The organism is Gracilimonas qinghaiensis, assembly GCF_046602855.1.
In the GTDB taxonomy this organism is placed as follows: domain Bacteria; phylum Bacteroidota; class Rhodothermia; order Balneolales; family Balneolaceae; genus Gracilimonas.
In genome coordinates this window covers 1-16,541 of record NZ_JBKINJ010000001.1, presented here as the reverse complement: position 1 = coordinate 16,541, position 16,541 = coordinate 1, and the positions used below count along the sequence as shown (strand labels likewise).

Here is a 16,541-nt window from a genome sequence, read left to right as displayed (position 1 = left end):
TATATATCATTATCTCTTAACTAAATTTTTAACCAATTCTCTGTCTTTTTTAGTAAATATAACTGAGTAGACGATGGTATAACTTAAAAGTGTATATAATGCACCTGTTAATATAAAGTCCCCCCAACTGTCTATATCTATATATATGTTTAAATATGAAATGAATAGTCCAATCACGATTGTCTTCCCATACGGTACTAATATGTTCTTAAATACCGAACCAGGTTTAAGATTAAATATCTTTATTAATTTATAACCATATGGTATCAACATACATAAAAAAGATACGCTTGTAGCTAGAACGATTCCATTAAGTTCATATTTTGAAATTAATAAAAGACTAAGTATCAAATTCACCATCATACCTAGTATAGATATAGGAATAAATTTTTTAAGTTGAGTAGTACCAACCACTATAGTTGATGCGAACGAAAAGAAAGTTGAAAAAAGAAATTGTGCAAGTAGTATTTGTGCTGCCAAATGAAACTCTCTGAACTCTTCTCCTACCCATAAGACTAGAAAAGATTCTACAAGCGTAATACTTATCAAAATAATAGGCAATAAGATAACTATATTAAACTTCGTCCCAATTAACAATAAAGTGTTCAATTCTTTTTCTTTACCAGCTCCTTTGAGAGAAGCTGAAACAGGTATTATAGTAGAATTAAAAATTGATTGAATTCTCTTGATAATAATTGGAACCTTGGACAATGCTGCATAGCTTGTCATATAGCTTACAGGTAATAATAAAGTAATTAGAATTTTATCAATATAGTTGTAAACGAAACCGACAATTTTTGATATAAAAAGATACTTTGCATACGATACTAGTTCTATAACTTTTAAAGAACTATAAGTTAAATCATAAAATTTTAACTTATAATTTTTAATTACTATCACCGATTCAGCAATTGCCTTAATTAAAAAAAGTATATTTTGCCATATAATAAAGTCAACTAAATAAGTTTCATTTTTTAAGACTGTATATATTAATATAAAGTTAAAAACAACAAAGCCTGAATCTATGATTGCATTAGCTTTAAAATTTTCTCTCGCTTTCAATGCAGCTATCATTGTTAAAGAAATAAATTGGAAGAGGATTTGTATCGAATAAGCTTCAAATATATTTATGGCCAATTCTTTCTTATCTACTTCAATGTTTAATATCTCACCAACAAACATGTTTGACAACAAATAAAATGACACAGACAATACAACGCCAATAGCTGTATATATAAATATCCCATTAATCAGAAACTCCTTTGCGTCTTCATATAGATCAGCCCCTAAACTTTCTGAAATAAATTTAATCAATGATCCTTCTAGCCCCAAGTCAAAGAAAGATAGCATGCCTTGAGCAGAAAATATTAGTAGTATAGCATATACCCCATAATAATCTATTCCCACCCTATTTATCATCAAGGGTAATATTATAAAACCAATAACCATTGACAGTACAATAGCACTACCATTTATCAATGTATTATTGGTAATTCTTTTAGAATAGCTGGATTTCAAAAGGTTTTTTCCTGGGTTAAATCAGCTATATAATTAATAATTCTCTCAGATGTATCACCTGATGGATTATTTAGATAGTAATCTAATAATTTATGTTTACTATCTGAATTAACAACATGTTCATAATCATTATCTATAAAGCTTTCAACAATAGACTTCAATTTATTTTTTGACTGTGCCTTCACAAAAACATCAAATTCATGGAATGGTAATAATGATTCTTTAAATTTTTCATAATCCTCAGACCAACAAGTATATACCACTGGTTTATCTAATAATACAGCTTCTATAAGAGCAGTTGTCTGAAAACCAATAACTAACTCCGCTTTCATTAAAATTTTGTCTACATTTTTAGCCCCCTTCTCAACAAGAATATTTTTATTATTGCTAAAATAATTCTCTATAACATCAATATCTTGTTGTTGGGGATGGCACTTAATGATAAAAGTCTTCTCTGTATATTTATCCGCTATCTCTTTAATAGCTTGGTGTGTTTCCTCTCTGATTTTTTTCCAGCTTATGATATCTTTAAATTTATCTGGAATATATGCATCTTCAAAGTAGGTGAAGAAAAGTATACTTTTCTCATATTTACTATGGCTTTCCTTTCTATTTAAAAGTATATCTGATCTTGGTTGGCCAATTACCTGAATCTTATCTTCCTTTGTTCCTGCTTTAATCCAAAATTGTTTTTGCCTATCACTCCATACAATTATTTTGTTCGAAATTAATGGGTATCTATTTTTTATTTTTTTTGAATGATCCTCAAAATATAGTGGTGTTATTATACCCTCTTTATCAATTACAATAGTAACTATGTCTTCTTTATTTGCAATAAGTACAAATTCTCTATACCAATAGAATATATCGGACGGCGAAATAATGATTTCAATATCATAGATGAACTTTAACCATCTAAATAAATAACTCGAAAATTTTCTAGACCATCTTCTTTCTTTGTCGAAGCTTTTATGCATATATGGAATTTCACCCTTTCTTACACTGGAAGGATAAATAATTCTTATTGGTTGAAAAATACTTGGATCAAGTACAACTAATTTAAACTTAGCTAGTAATTTGTTTGCTTCTAAAATTGCTTTTATATCTTGATCAAAATAATGATTTATAATTATCACAACTTTGCCAGAATCACCCTGTTTATATGTAGTGAAAGGATAGTAAATGAATGACTTTAATATATTGTATATCAGTCTTATCATTATTGATCAACTTTGATGTTTTCCATTTTCATCGGTGTACCTAAGGGAATATTTTCTATGGCTATACCCCCAATAATTTTTTTCAAATATGCAGGATGAAGGCCATAACCTGGTCTAATGGATCTAACATTTTTTTCAGTGATTTCTTCTCCTTCTTTTATGTTTTTAATTGCAAAGAGTGAGCGTGCAAATTTTTTATTTTTCTCTACTTTTTCAGAAAGTTCATACGTTACTTCTCCTAACGCTTTCTCTGCTTCCCTTACAGCTTTGACCATGGAGCTGAATTCTTCTATATCTAAAGAGAAGTCTGCATCGGGGCCACCAATTGATTTATCCAGAATAAAATGTTTCTCAATGACCTTAGATCCTAGGCTGGTTGCTACAATGGGAACGATATTTCCAAGCGTATGATCTGAAAGTCCAACTTCAACACCAAAACGTTTTTTCATATCCACCATCGTTCGCAAATTGGCAAGTTCAATTGGAGCAGGGTAGGAAGATGTACATTTTAGTAGAATGATTTGCTCATTACCAGCATTCCTGCAGGTATCTACAGCGAGTTTAATATCCTCTTCTGTGGCAATTCCGGTACTCAAAATTATAGGCTTTCCCTTGGATGCAGCATATTCTATTAACGGAATATCCTGTATTTCAAAAGAGGCGATCTTATAAGCCGGAGTGTTAAGCCCTTCAAGAAAATCAACAGCTGTTATATCGAAAGGAGAAGAAAAACATATTAATCCCTCCTCCTTGGCCACACCAAACAACTCTTCATGCCATTCCCAAGGGGTATACGCTTCAGCGTATAGCTCATAAAGTGTTTTACCCTCCCAGAGTCCTTCTTTTATTTGAAAATATTCATTATCGCAATCGATGGTAATAGTATCCGGAGTATAGGTTTGCAGTTTTATGGCATCCGCTCCGGCTTTTTTTGCTGCACGGATAGTATCTATGGCAACTTCCTTATCACCATTGTGGTTCGCTGAAAGCTCAGCTATAATGAACGTTTTACTTTTTTCTGAAATATCAAAATCTCTAATCTTCATTGATTTAGCACCATCTTTGATTTAAATTTTTCCAAAATATCTTGGTTCCTAACTTGTGTAAGTTCAATTGCTCCGTTGGGACATTTTATGATGGGATTTTCTTTTATCTCTAATATAGTCCCATTTTTAATGGTGTCACTAAATCCTACATCAGAATAATTTACTTCGTCTATAATAACTTTTTCTCCATTCAACAGGCTAAACGCACCGGGATAAGGATGTGCCTGGGCTCTGACCCAATTACGAATTCGTTCTTTGTGCCAATTCCAGTTGATTAATCCGTCATCCGGAGTTCTCTTTCCAAAATAAGTGGCTTTACTGTCATCTTGTTTAACTCTTTTAAGCTGTTCTGATTGAATCTCCTCTAGAACTGAAAGCAATAATTCAGGATATATCTTCTCGTATTTTTTTAGAATGGTTGCCCCTGTATCATCCTTCTCGATTGGAATTACTAACTGCTCAACGATATCACCTGTATCACAATCAGTATCTATTATATGTGCTGTAACACCGGTTTGGGCTTCGCCATTAATAATTGACCAAACATGCGGTGTTCGCCCCCTGTATTTTGGAAGAATACTTCCATGGACGTTTATTGCCAAAGCCAAGGAATCAATCAACTCTTCATCCAAAAGAAACAGGTAATTGATAGATAGAATTAAATCTGCTTCAATTTGATACTTTTTCAAAAACTCAACTAATTTTCCGTCCCTTGGATTACCAGTAAATAACTGAACGGAGTTTTGCTTAGCGAACTCAATGATATATTCAGAGTTACTATCTGAGGCAATAAATACAGGTTTTTCAATCTGTTTTATTAAATCAGACAAAACCTTGTAGCCTAAACCACCCGATGCTAAAATACCTATACGCATACACTTGTTAGGTTTTTAAATTCCTTTTGGATTCGATTTATTGACAAACCATCTATAGCTTGAGCCTGGTTTTTTCTAATTAAAAAAAGACTCTTAGTATCTATAGTTTGAATGGCCTCGTGAAAATTTTTTCTGTCAAAATTTTTAGCGTCTATAATACAGCCCAGATTCTTAAAACCGTTATAAATTCCTTGCTGATTATCAACGGAATATCCTGAAATAGCCGGAAGTCTGGTTGATATCACCTCAAATAAGATACCACTTGCAGGCACTATAGCTAAATCTGCCTTTTCAAGTTCCTGCCTCATCTCTTCAGCGCTTAAAGAGCTTTTTACATTGATTTCTAAATCTAGTCTTTTCTTTATTGTCTCAACTAATTTATCTCGATAGTAATAAGCATTACCAAGCACAACTGTGACAGAATAATTTTTTGAGGGAATCCAAGATAAAATTTTAGCTGTAAGGTTCTTCGAATCGGAACCACCAAAACAGATGAATAAATTCTTTATGCCTTTCGATGACTTTATTTCTTGTGATTTACTATCAAGAAACTCAGGGCGAAGCAATGCATAATCAGGACCCAATAAATATTTTGTGTGCGACTCGCCCTCATAGTCATCTTTAATTACTCCGGGCGCGTGATTGATTACCAGATCCGCATAGAAATACTGATCGTGAAAATCATCAATGCATACTAATTTGCATCCTTTATTCTTTATGAGCTTTTGGTAATCGGAATCAAATTGATACCCATCCAATACCACGATTTCATTTCCGGTGAGCTCATTTACATAATCTGATTCTTTCTCGATTTCTGTAAAACTCCATTCATTTTGAATGATCTCATTTTTGAGAGATTCCGGGATTTTTAAAGAAAAGAAATGGATAGAAAAGTCATTCTTTAGCATGTGTGCTAGTGACATACACCGCACAATGTGGCCTAAACCAATATCAAGACTTCCATCAGCCCGTATGCAGACCTCTTGTTTCATCTTATAAGCTTTGCTTTCATTTCTGCCATCTTCCAATCTTCCTCAGTGTCAATATCCTGAACGCTGATGTTAGGTAATACAATTGCACCACTATTATTTCCAAAGAGTTTTTTTTCTTTAAGAATCTCCTCCACATTGAACCAATAAAATTGCCCTGCATCATGGTACGCTTTGGTGAGGTCTTGAGAACGAGAATCTAAATATTCCGGCCAATTCATTTCTACTTTATCTTTCCCTCTTAGCTTAAGAGAACGTTGTATCGGATATGAAAACTCAACCACAGGAAATACGGTACTGAAACTTTCATTAATTAATTTTTCATACCCGCTTTTTATAAAAAAAGGCTTCAACAATGGCGCTGTTGGATAGATGCAACAACCATTTTTAAAATCCGTTTCTTGTTGCTGATAAGTATGTAACACCTCTACAAGAACATCTATGGTAGTTGCATGATCATCCGCATTTTCATTTGATCTCATAAATGGAATCTTAGCTCCATATTTTCTTGCAATATCAGCGATCTCGTTATTATCGGTAGAAACCATCACTTCATCAAATAAACCGCTTTCCAGTGCAGTCTCAATGGAGTAAGCAATAATAGGTTTACCCAAAAAATCCCTGATATTCTTTCTTGGAATTCGCTTGCTTCCCCCACGGGCCGGTATGATGGCAACGTTACTCATTCGTAATAATCATTGATTTTGTTCACTACGAAGTCTTGTTGTTCATCTGTCAACGTAGGATACATAGGCAGGCTAATACAATGCTTATAATAGTTTTCAGCATTTGACATATCTCCTTCCTTCCAACCAAACTGCCGATAGTAAGGCATGAGATGACAAGGGATGTAATGTATCTGAGCATAAATGCTATGCTCTCTCAGATAATTATATAGCCCCAAGCGGTCTTCTACTTCAATGACGTATAGGTGATAGGCATGCCCATCTACAACTCCTGATTGTCCCTTTACAAACTCTTTGCTTTCAAAAACCTCGTTATAGTTTTTAGCAATTTCTCTTCTTCGCTCAATCCCCTCATCCGCTCTCTTTAGCTGACTACTTCCCAATGCGCACTGGAAATCGGTAATACGGTAGTTATATCCGAGCTCCTGCATTTCCATGTACCAGTTGGGATAATTTTGAGTGTTTAGTTTTGAGTTTTGAGTTGCCCCAACTGCGAACTCTAAGGAGTTTTTATACTCAGATTCGTTCTTGGAAATTCCGTGGGTACGGAGTTTGAGGAGTTTTTCGTATAGCTCTTTGTCATTTGTAGTGATCATGCCACCTTCTCCGGAGGCGATATGTTTTACCGGGTGGAAGGAAAAGATCGCTAAGTCAGCAAAATTTCCATTTCCACAAAATTGTTTAGTTCCCTTACTGTCAATAAAGTATCCGCCTGGAGCATGACACGCATCTTCAATGATCCAGAGATCATATTTATCTGCCAGTTTTCGAAAAGCTTCAAGGTCAACGGCTCGGCCTGCAAAATCTACCGGTATGATTCCTTGATAGGTGCCCTTTGGTAAAGACTCCAGTAGTTCTCTTACCTTATTGATATCAAGCAAATACGTATCAGGATCAATATCAGCAAAAACCACTTCACCCCCACAGTAACGCACACAATTTGCAGAAGCTGCAAAGGTAATGGGTGTCGTAATAACCTTATCTCCCTCCTTTACATTTAATGCCAAAGCGCATAAATGAAGTGCTGCCGTACCGTTGGAAATAGCCACCGCATATTTAGAACCAACGTAATTTGCAAAAGATTCTTCAAATTCGGCTATGCGGGGCCCTTGGGTAAGATAGTCGGATTTTAGTGCTTCAGTTACAGCCTGAATATCTTCGTCTGTAATATGTTGCCGACCGTAAGGTATGGGACCGTCAACAGTGAGCTGTGAACTGTGAACCGTTTCTTTTTTATTCATTTCGTTGCAAAGATTTCTTTAGACCAAAAACTAATGCTTTTGTCTTGTCAAGTTGTTGAAATACATTTTGATACTCATTCTCATTGATGTATCCCAATCTGAAACTTAATTCCAATTGTGTGTCTAATTCAGAAAGCGAACCAACCGCATTAGAAAGGTAATTAATAAATTGATCTTTCGTTCTATCGGCGGCTCCTTCCGCAATGTTTGATGGTACTGAAATCGCAGCCCTTCTCATCTGTGAACAAAGCCCAAATTTTTCTTCTGATGGAAATCCAGAAGTCAATTTGTAAGTTATTTCAACCAGCTTCATTGAAACTTTCCAGGCATCAAGATTTTTATGTGGTGATTTATTATTCATTAGGACTTCTCACAGTTCACCGCTAACAGTTAACCGTTTACTGTAAAAGTTGGATCCACATGTTCTTTGATGAGCTTTCTTAAGCTTTCCACGGTTTCCCAATCGTCATTTTCTCCGGAATTATAGCGAAAACCTTGCTCAACGGGTTTGGCGTTATTTTGCTCAATAAAATCTTCAAGCTTAAAGCGTGGAACTTGAGGCAGAATGGCATAATATTTTCCTAGATCATAAGTATTAAATGAGTCGGAAGCTGTGATCATTTCCTCATGAACTTTTTCCCCAGGTCTGATACCTATTATTGGTTTTTCACAATCCGGACCTATTGCTTCAGCGACATCCATTATGCGATAAGAAGGGATCTTAGGAACAAACAGCTCACCTCCCCATGCATGTTCTAAAGCATGCATTACCATATTCACACCTCCCTGCAGGGAAATATTAAATCGTGTCATATTCGGATCAGTAATAGGCAATACTCCTTCCTTTCTTTTATTCAGGAAAAAAGGAATTACCGACCCATTGGAACCCATTACATTTCCATAACGAACTACAGAAAACTTGATCGGATTCCAGCCTCTTATATTGTTTGCGGCTATGAAAAGCTTATCGGAAGTAAGCTTCGTTGCTCCATAAAGATTGATAGGAGCCGCTGCTTTATCCGTAGAGAGAGCAACTACTCTTTCAACTTCTGTTTCAAGGCATGCATTGATCAAATTCTCAGCCCCTAATACGTTAGTTTTAATACACTCCATGGGATTATATTCTGCAATGGGCACGTGTTTCATCGCCGCAGCATGGATTACATAGTCGACTCCTTTTAAAGCACGTTTAATACGTTGTTCATCTCTTATATCCCCAATAAAAAAACGAATTTGGGGATATTTATCATCTGGGTATTCCTGCCCCATTTGAAATTGCTTTTGTTCATCCCTAGAATAAATCACAAGTCGTTTTACCTCAGGGTATTTCTTAAATATGTGTTCGGTGAGAGCCTTCCCTAAGGAACCTGTACCACCTGTAATAAGTATCGATTTTCCGTTTAGCATTCTATCTATTATCGTTTAAGTATGGTAATGTTTTATCTTTTTTTGAAACTATAGGTCTTTCTATTAACCAGTTAATATTTAAACTCGGGTCGTCAAATCTTATACCATCTTCATCTTTAGGGTAATAATAATCCGAACATTTATAAACAAAATCAGCAATATCTGAAAGAACACAAAATCCATGGGCAAAGCCCGGAGGAACATACATTTGTAAATTATTTTCATCACTTAATTCTTGTCCATACCATTGACCAAAAGTTCGTGAATCTTTTCGAATATCAACCGCCACATCAAACACTTTTCCAGTACGTACACTAACTAACTTCCCTTGAGGATGTTCTTTTTGAAAATGCAGTCCCCTTAATACACCTTTGGTTGAACGGGACCAGTTGTCCTGCACAAAATCTTCTTTTATTCCTATCTCTTTATACCGTTCCTTTTGCCAGGTCTCTAAAAAGAATCCACGTTCATCTTTAAATACTCTTGGTTTTATCACTAACAATCCCGGCAATGGTTCTTTGACTACTTCAAGCATATTTATTTATCAACTAAACTAAGTAAATATTCACCATAACCACTTTTCACCAATGGATTAGCCAATTCCTTGAGTTGAGAACTATCTATATAACCCATTCGCCAGGCAACTTCTTCCGGGCTGGCAATTTTTAAACCCTGTCGTTGTTCTACCGTTTGTACAAAGTTCGAGGCTTGTAGCATGGAATCATGGGTTCCGGTATCCAACCAAGCTGTTCCCCGCCCCATTAATTCTACGTTAAGCTCTTCATGATCTAAATAGATCCTATTCAGATCCGTGATCTCCAATTCTCCTCTGGCAGATGGCTTTAAATTCTTTGCCCACTCTACAACTTGGTTATCATAATAATATAGACCAACCACCGCATAATTTGATTTGGGCTGTTTCGGTTTTTCCTCGAGACTTAACACTTTTCCATTCTCATCAAATTCCACCACTCCATACCGTTCGGGGTCATGGACGTTGTATCCAAATACCGTTGCACCGGATTCTAGCTGAGCTGCCTTTTGAAGTTTTTGAGAAAGGCCATGCCCATAAAAAATATTATCTCCTAAAATTAGAGCAACATTGTCATCCCCAATAAATTCTTCCCCAATAATAAATGCCTGAGCCAATCCTTCGGGTTTGGGCTGTTCGGCATAACTTAACTCAATACCCCATTGAGAGCCATCGCCTAATAGATCTTCAAAACGAGGCAGATCTTCTGGAGTGGAGATCACTAAGATCTCTTTAATACCGGAAAGCATTAATGTAGATAGCGGGTAATAGATCATAGGTTTATCATACACCGGTAGTAACTGTTTACTGACTACCAGCGTATTTGGATGAAGTCTAGTACCTGCTCCGCCGGCGAGTATTATTCCTTTCATTGTGTTTTTTGAGGTTTAGGTTAAGGTAGAGGTTGAGGGGTTTTTGAGGTTGAGGTAAAGGTTGAGGTTTAGTTTTCACTTCTCCTCTATCTTAACCTTAACCTCAGCCTCAACCTAAACTCTTCATAATTTTGTTTAGTTGGTGAATTAGTTCTTTGTATTCGGTAAAAAGTCGGTTTGTAGCTTCTTCATTAAAGTATCCAACTCCGTTTCCATATTTCAAGTGACTTTGAGTTTCAAATGCTGATCCACGTGCGATGGTATAAAAATAACCTTTGTCTTTATTGGTCCTGCGTCCAAATCCTTCTGCAATATTTCCTGATACACTATTAGATGATCTTCTAACCTGTGATGTCAATGCATAATCCTCAGAATGCGGAAGTGATATGGTTAGCTTAAATACCTCTATTGCTAACTCATTGGCCTTTTGCCATACTTCCATATCGGTGAAGGAGTGGATCATTATTAATTAAGTTTCAAATTGGTTTTAAAGATTCTTTGTCATTGCGAGTTTCTACTTGGTTTTCAGGTTAAGGTTGAGTTTGAGGGTTTCTCAACCTAAACCTTAGCCTCAACCTCCTGTACCTAATCTTTCGAGATCGTAGTTGTTTTCAGTTACTGCTTCGCACCAATCGATATTTTCGAGATACCACTTGATAGTTTTTTTCATACCACTTTCGAATGTTTCCTCAGGCGTCCAGCCTAATTCGCGCTCAATTTTGGATGCGTCAATGGCATAGCGAAAATCGTGTCCTGGTCTATCTGTAACAAAACTGATTTGATCTCTGTAATTTTCTTCTGTTTCTTTAGGCACCAACTCGTTCAGAGTATCGCAAATAGTATGTACCACTTCAATATTTTGTTTTTCGTTGTGTCCGCCAATGTTATAGGTTTCGCCTGGAAGTCCTTCTTGTACAACTTTGAGTAATGCACGTGCGTGATCATCTACATACAGCCAGTCCCGAACATTTTCACCGGTTCCATATACCGGAATATCTTTTCCTTGCAGGGCTTTCAAAATCACTACCGGAATCAATTTCTCAGGGAATTGGTACGGTCCGTAGTTGTTCGAACAGTTGGTGATCATGGTTGGTAATCCATACGTATGATGCCAGGCTCTTACTAGATGATCGGAAGAAGCTTTACTGGATGAATAAGGCGAGCGAGGGTCATAGGGAGTCTCTTCAGTAAAAAAGCCTTCATCACCTAATTCACCATAAACCTCATCCGTAGAGACATGCAAAAAACGGAAGTTTTCTTTTTGCTCATCATCCAAACCTTGCCAGTATTGCTTGGCTTCTTCCAATAAGGTATGCGTACCATTCACATTCGTTTTAATAAACTCTGCGGAACCGTCAATGGAGCGATCCACGTGAGATTCAGCTGCGAGGTGCATTATCGCATTGGGCTCAAATTCATTAAAGATCTGGTTGATCGCTTCTGCATCGCAAATATCTACTTTTTCAAATTGATAGCGATCTGAATCTGAAATGGATTCCAAAGATTCTAAATGTCCGGCATAAGTAAGTTTATCGATATTTAGAACCTCATAATTCGTTCCATTGATGATCATTCGGACTAAAGCCGAACCTATAAAGCCTGCACCGCCTGTTACTATGATTTTCTTATGCATATGTTAAATTTTAAGATTTAAAAATATGGTTATCATGTTTGGCATCCACCCCGCCCATCGCATTTCTCGTATCTATAATACACTCACTCCACTCAGCCAGTTCTGCATAATCAATCGTTGAATGGTTGGTGGAGATCAACACTGCATCAAAGCCTGAGACCGTTTCTTTGTTCCAGCCTACGGTTTTCATTCCGGTATATTCGGCATGTTCGCGGGTTTCCCATATCTTGGGGATGAACGGATCGTAATAGGCGATCTCGGCTCCCTTGGCTTTCAGCAGATCAAAGATCTTGAAGGTCGGGGATTCGCGCATGTCGTCCACATCCGGTTTGTAGGCGAGGCCGATCACCAGCACCTTACTGCCGTTCATGGCTTTTTTGTGGGTGTTGAGGGCGTGCATGGTTCGGTCCACCACGTAGGTGGGCATATTCGTGTTTACCTCTCCGGCCAGCTCAATGAAGCGGGTGTGCCTTTCAAACTCGCGGGCTTTCCAGGTGAGGTAGAACGGGTCAATGGGAATACAGTGCCCGCCCAGTCCGGGTCCGGGCGTAAATTTCATAAATCCAAATGGCTTGGTATCTGCGGCATCCAGTACTTCGTGTACGTCAATATCCATGGCTTCGTACACCACCTTCAGCTCATTCACCAGGGCAATATTCACCGAGCGGAAGATGTTTTCGGTCAGCTTCACGGCCTCGGCGGTCTTGCAGTCAGAGACCGGCACGGTTTGCACAATGGCCGTATCGTACATGGCGGTGGCCAGCTTCAGGGCCTCGTCTCCATGTCCGCCCACCACTTTGGGGATCTTTGCGGTATTGAAATTCGGGTTGCCCGGGTCTTCTCTTTCAGGGCTGTAGGCCACATAAAAATCGGTTCCGGCTTTCAGTCCGGAGTTCTTCTCCAGGATGGGGATCATTAGCTCCTCGGTCGTCCCCGGCCAGGTGGTGGATTCCAGGATCACGAGCTGCCCCTTGCGCAGGTATTGGGAGACGGTTTCGGTGGTTTGCTCCACATAGCTCATATCCGGCTCGCGGTGGTGGTCGAGGGGTGTGGGTACGCAGAGCAAAATAGCATCGGCTTCACCAAGTCGGGAGAAATCTATGGTGGCATCGGCTTTATCGGAGTTGGCAAGGGCTTCCATCATCTCGGTCCCGAGGTGCTTGATGTACGGGATGCCATTTTTGAGATCATCAATTTTCTTAATATCAATATCATACCCTATCACCGGTAGCCCGGCCTGATGGAAGGTCCATAGCAATGGCAGACCTACATAGCCTAACCCGATCACCCCTACGGTGAAGGATCTATCTTCAATATTTCTAAGTAAATCGTTTACCTGAGACAAGGACTACAGTTTTGATTGTTTAGTTGTGAGTTTTGAGTGGTTTTTGTAAGTACATGTTCCCCGTTTATCAAAACTCTTTCTATCTGCATGATCTATTTTTGAAGACCCAAAAATAAGAAAGATATGGGAGAAGTACAGGGTGGTTTTTAGTGTTTAGTTATTTACGACCGGAGACGGAGGACCGTGGACCGAAGGGGGCGATGAATATCGAATATCCAACAAGGACCATCCAATGTTGAAGTGGTTTAATGATAAGCATCACATTTACTATAACCTGTAAAGTCTTCCGGTTCACAAGCGAAGGGTTTACAAATAATACAATCTGCAATGTGATACATTTTATTAACCCTTCGTTGATGTGGGCTACCTGTCTTTTTTTCCCTTCATTCGTCAGACGACTCTTTGCAGGATTAGGTTGCCTGCCCATGTTTCAGTCGTCGGACGAAGTTTTGGAACGGGCAACCGACTATCAATTGCCAAGATCCTTGTCTTTTTTGACCCGGTCATTGCGAAGGCTGCTGTGAACGGAGTGAGCACAGCCTGTGGCAATCTTCCTGGTCTGCTTGGGAGTTTGTATTAGGGAGATTGCTTCGTTGTTGGACCTCCCACATCCTCCGCCAGGCTTCGCATTCGCTCAGCCCGGCACCTCCTTCAAAGGAGGATCTTTGTAGAATTTAACGACCTGCCCCTCTATCAGATGTCAGATGGAATTTAAATCCGTGATCATCCGTTAGTCCGATCAATCCGCGATTCCAATTATTTTTGATGCCGCAGTAAGTTTTCCAGCCCTTGGCACCATCCAACCACCCCTCAATCCCCTCCTTGTCTAAGGCGGGGAGGCGGTTTGAATATCGAATGTTGATGTGGATGCTGTAAATCTATTTTCCAATCCTGTAAATCTCGGTTCAAGATGAGGTAGGCACAAAAGCTTCTGTAGCAGAATCATAAAAAGCGAGTAACTAAAGCGTCTTCTCCCCTGTGTAAGGGAAGAATTAAAGAGGGGAAATTGAATATCCAATATCCAACAAGGAACATCCAATGTTGAAGTGGTTCCTGTAAATCTTCTTCCCAATCCTGTAAATCTCGGTTCAAAATGAGGTACTCACTAACGCCTAAACTGCATGAACTATTTTTCAAGTATAACAGGCGGCCTTCTCCTTGTTAATGAGAAGACAGATGAGGTGGAGAATACAGGCGCAACCGGGTCTGATAAAACAAATCGGCAGACGATTTTTTGCAGGATTAGGTTGCCTGCCCATGTTTCAGTCGTCGGACGAACGGATGGTAGACTGAATTTTCTTTCATGCATTACCAGGGTATTCGACCAAATGGTGTATTATTGCTTTTACACTCCATCACCTTCACACGCACATATCCTGCACAGATGTCATAAAACTGTCACTGTAAGCGCAAACGATTTTATAAACATATTATATAAACGCACTTATTTTATACGCCATATTATTAACAATCATCTACTTTTCAATACATATTGAAAATAACATAGAATTTTAAGCTATATATTTTCAAGCGTTTATAAGAAGTCCATACATCAACCATCTGCTAATAATTTACAATGTGGATAAGTCCCTTTTTTTGTGGAAAAATAATCGGATTTTATCTTGCAGTGTGATTCAATATTCCTCATTATATATCGTGATAACTGTAAGTACTACTACACTATGCAGTTAGACCGTACATTGACGTATTGAGCGCATTTATTTCGACCGCCAAAAAATCAAAAGAGTATCATGAGGCGCGTTTAGTTTTAACTGACGTACCGTGAGAAAAGCGGAAGCAATTCAAAACCTCTGATCTTTTGATAAAGACCGTTCATCTCATAGAGGAAAGGCGTAATCATCCGTGGAGATCTGTTCGTCTTATGGGCAGAACCTCAAGGCATTTGCACAGAACTTTGTATCTGATGCAACCCGCCTTTTATCTCTTGTGCAGAACGTCTCATCCCATGAGAGGATCTGTATAAGCCTTGTGAAGTTCCTTACGAGTCTTGTAGTGATCCTCGCATCTCTTGCACGGTACCTCGCAAGTCCCTCATTTTTATGACTTAGCGTAAATTTCACTAATTGATTTATCTGAACAATAGCCATTTGAACAGGCCTATTTTTGTCTTTTTAGGCTTTATAGAACCCGTTTTTGATACGAATATCCGGCTAAATCTCCGTCGGTATATAAAATGGAGTATTATTAAACCCTAAAGACAAGGAGGAAAGCCTCATGGCTAGACTCAAAAAGCGGCGCTCCCGCAGTATCGAGACCGCTTCGTTTAGATCGAACGCACTCCGCAATATCGATGAAGATATCGATTTTGGCAGAGGATTGACTTCTGACAGCTATCAAAATTTAGTTGAAGAAGCTCAAGATGAACTGCATCGCTATAATGCGCTGCTTTCTAATGCGGATAAGAAGAGAAGTTACCTTCGCAGATTAGAAAAACAACTGGATGACGCAAATGAGCGTATTTTCGCCGGCATCATTACTCAATTTGGGCGCGACTCAGATGAGTACGAGATGATGGGAGGAACGCGCAAGAGCGACATCCGAAATATCCGTGCTATCACGTATGAACCGAATGGTTTTGATGATACTGCAGCGGACGATAAAGGGGCTACCACCCCTAAAAAGAAAAGCTTGTAAATTTTACTTTACAAGCTCTTCGAGTTCTAAGCCCGTTCGGCTACCACCGGGCGGGCTATTTTTTTAAGTCCGTTTATTGTTGCCTATGCAACTATTGGGAAAGTAACTATGGACAACCGCTTTTAAAAATTTTTTTAACAGTTTTTATATTAGAATTCACCTGAGGGCCAACGGTAATTTTAAATGTTTAATGTTTTAGTGTTTAGTTATTTACGACCGGAGACGGAGGACGGTGGACCGAAGGGGGCGATGAATATCGAATATTGAAGTTGTTTAATGATAAGCATCACATTTACTATAACCGGTGAAGTCTTCCGGTTCACAAGCGAGGGTTTACAAATAATACAATCTGCAATGTGATACACTTTATTGACCCTTCGCTGATGAAGGATGCCGTATTTAATCTTCCCATTTTAGCCCGGTCATTGCGAAGGCTGCCGTGAACGGAGTGAACACAGACTGTGGCAATCTCCTTGATGTGCTTGGGAGGTTATATTTGGCTGATTGCTTCGTTTTCAAAAC

General features: G+C 38.4%; 15 protein-coding genes. 1 reads left to right on the top strand and 14 read right to left on the bottom strand.

All coding sequences use genetic code 11. The features are described 5' to 3' along the window. Positions 1–9: 9 nt before the first annotated feature. From ACKGJO_RS00075 to ACKGJO_RS00010, 14 genes are all read right to left on the bottom strand, one after another. Complete coding sequence (locus ACKGJO_RS00075) at positions 10–1,518, bottom strand: oligosaccharide flippase family protein (protein ID WP_411321355.1); 1,509 nt, start codon at positions 1,516–1,518, stop codon at positions 10–12. Continuing rightward, on the bottom strand, positions 1,515–2,738 hold the full coding sequence (locus ACKGJO_RS00070) for a glycosyltransferase family protein (RefSeq protein ID WP_411321354.1): 1,224 nt from the start codon (positions 2,736–2,738) through the stop codon (positions 1,515–1,517). Before ACKGJO_RS00070 ends, ACKGJO_RS00075 begins: the two co-directional genes overlap by 4 nt. Next, positions 2,738–3,784, bottom strand: a complete 1,047-nt coding sequence (pseI, locus tag ACKGJO_RS00065) for a pseudaminic acid synthase (RefSeq protein WP_411321353.1) — start codon at positions 3,782–3,784, stop codon at positions 2,738–2,740. Before pseI ends, ACKGJO_RS00070 begins: the two co-directional genes overlap by 1 nt. Beyond that, the gene (locus ACKGJO_RS00060) at positions 3,781–4,659 is read right to left on the bottom strand and encodes a methionyl-tRNA formyltransferase (RefSeq protein ID WP_411321352.1); all 879 of its coding nucleotides are present in this window, start codon (positions 4,657–4,659) and stop codon (positions 3,781–3,783) included. The genes pseI and ACKGJO_RS00060 overlap by 4 nt, the downstream gene beginning before the upstream one ends. Further along, the gene (gene pseG, locus ACKGJO_RS00055; RefSeq protein WP_411321351.1) at positions 4,650–5,687 is read right to left on the bottom strand and encodes a UDP-2,4-diacetamido-2,4,6-trideoxy-beta-L-altropyranose hydrolase; all 1,038 of its coding nucleotides are present in this window, start codon (positions 5,685–5,687) and stop codon (positions 4,650–4,652) included. The genes ACKGJO_RS00060 and pseG overlap by 10 nt, the downstream gene beginning before the upstream one ends. Further along, positions 5,648–6,334, bottom strand: coding sequence for a pseudaminic acid cytidylyltransferase (gene pseF / locus ACKGJO_RS00050; protein WP_411321350.1), 687 nt, complete (start codon positions 6,332–6,334; stop codon positions 5,648–5,650). Before pseF ends, pseG begins: the two co-directional genes overlap by 40 nt. Continuing rightward, on the bottom strand, positions 6,331–7,575 hold the full coding sequence (gene pseC, locus ACKGJO_RS00045) for a UDP-4-amino-4,6-dideoxy-N-acetyl-beta-L-altrosamine transaminase (RefSeq protein ID WP_411321349.1): 1,245 nt from the start codon (positions 7,573–7,575) through the stop codon (positions 6,331–6,333). The genes pseF and pseC overlap by 4 nt, the downstream gene beginning before the upstream one ends. After that, positions 7,568–7,936: a four helix bundle protein gene (locus ACKGJO_RS00040; protein ID WP_411321348.1), complete on the bottom strand. Its 369-nt coding sequence runs from the start codon at positions 7,934–7,936 to the stop codon at positions 7,568–7,570. Before ACKGJO_RS00040 ends, pseC begins: the two co-directional genes overlap by 8 nt. 29 nt (positions 7,937–7,965) lie before the next feature. Beyond that, positions 7,966–8,982 (bottom strand): UDP-N-acetylglucosamine 4,6-dehydratase (inverting), encoded by a 1,017-nt coding sequence (pseB, locus tag ACKGJO_RS00035; RefSeq protein WP_411321347.1) that lies wholly within the window; start codon positions 8,980–8,982, stop codon positions 7,966–7,968. Between the two features lies 1 nt (position 8,983). Next, positions 8,984–9,517 (bottom strand): dTDP-4-dehydrorhamnose 3,5-epimerase, encoded by a 534-nt coding sequence (rfbC, locus tag ACKGJO_RS00030; RefSeq protein ID WP_411321346.1) that lies wholly within the window; start codon positions 9,515–9,517, stop codon positions 8,984–8,986. Positions 9,518–9,519: 2 nt separating this feature from the next. Next, positions 9,520–10,386 (bottom strand): glucose-1-phosphate thymidylyltransferase RfbA, encoded by an 867-nt coding sequence (rfbA, locus tag ACKGJO_RS00025; RefSeq protein ID WP_411321345.1) that lies wholly within the window; start codon positions 10,384–10,386, stop codon positions 9,520–9,522. A gap of 109 nt (positions 10,387–10,495) precedes the next feature. Next, positions 10,496–10,849 carry a four helix bundle protein gene (locus ACKGJO_RS00020; protein ID WP_411321344.1) on the bottom strand — a complete coding sequence of 118 codons (354 nt, stop codon included), beginning with the start codon at positions 10,847–10,849 and terminating at the stop codon, positions 10,496–10,498. Between the two features lie 108 nt (positions 10,850–10,957). Then, the gene (gene rfbB, locus ACKGJO_RS00015; RefSeq protein ID WP_411321343.1) at positions 10,958–12,019 is read right to left on the bottom strand and encodes a dTDP-glucose 4,6-dehydratase; all 1,062 of its coding nucleotides are present in this window, start codon (positions 12,017–12,019) and stop codon (positions 10,958–10,960) included. A gap of 10 nt (positions 12,020–12,029) precedes the next feature. Next, positions 12,030–13,364 (bottom strand): nucleotide sugar dehydrogenase, encoded by a 1,335-nt coding sequence (locus ACKGJO_RS00010; RefSeq protein ID WP_411321342.1) that lies wholly within the window; start codon positions 13,362–13,364, stop codon positions 12,030–12,032. Between the two features lie 2,235 nt (positions 13,365–15,599). On the opposite strand from ACKGJO_RS00010, the gene ACKGJO_RS00005 reads away from it, so the two are divergent. Then, complete coding sequence (locus tag ACKGJO_RS00005) at positions 15,600–16,019, top strand: hypothetical protein (RefSeq protein ID WP_411321341.1); 420 nt, start codon at positions 15,600–15,602, stop codon at positions 16,017–16,019. Positions 16,020–16,541 lie beyond the last annotated feature (522 nt).

Coding starts and splice junctions, on each gene's coding strand:
- rfbA (WP_411321345.1), bottom strand. CDS start 10,386: ATGAAAGGAATAATACTCGCCGGCGGAGCAGGTACTAGACTTCATCCA.
- rfbB (WP_411321343.1), bottom strand. CDS start 12,019: ATGCATAAGAAAATCATAGTAACAGGCGGTGCAGGCTTTATAGGTTCG.
- pseF (WP_411321350.1), bottom strand. CDS start 6,334: ATGAGTAACGTTGCCATCATACCGGCCCGTGGGGGAAGCAAGCGAATT.
- rfbC (WP_411321346.1), bottom strand. CDS start 9,517: ATGCTTGAAGTAGTCAAAGAACCATTGCCGGGATTGTTAGTGATAAAA.
- ACKGJO_RS00070 (WP_411321354.1), bottom strand. CDS start 2,738: ATGATAAGACTGATATACAATATATTAAAGTCATTCATTTACTATCCT.
- ACKGJO_RS00060 (WP_411321352.1), bottom strand. CDS start 4,659: ATGCGTATAGGTATTTTAGCATCGGGTGGTTTAGGCTACAAGGTTTTG.
- ACKGJO_RS00040 (WP_411321348.1), bottom strand. CDS start 7,936: ATGAATAATAAATCACCACATAAAAATCTTGATGCCTGGAAAGTTTCA.
- pseB (WP_411321347.1), bottom strand. CDS start 8,982: ATGCTAAACGGAAAATCGATACTTATTACAGGTGGTACAGGTTCCTTA.
- pseI (WP_411321353.1), bottom strand. CDS start 3,784: ATGAAGATTAGAGATTTTGATATTTCAGAAAAAAGTAAAACGTTCATT.
- pseC (WP_411321349.1), bottom strand. CDS start 7,575: ATGAATAAAAAAGAAACGGTTCACAGTTCACAGCTCACTGTTGACGGT.
- ACKGJO_RS00005 (WP_411321341.1), top strand. CDS start 15,600: ATGGCTAGACTCAAAAAGCGGCGCTCCCGCAGTATCGAGACCGCTTCG.
- ACKGJO_RS00020 (WP_411321344.1), bottom strand. CDS start 10,849: ATGATCCACTCCTTCACCGATATGGAAGTATGGCAAAAGGCCAATGAG.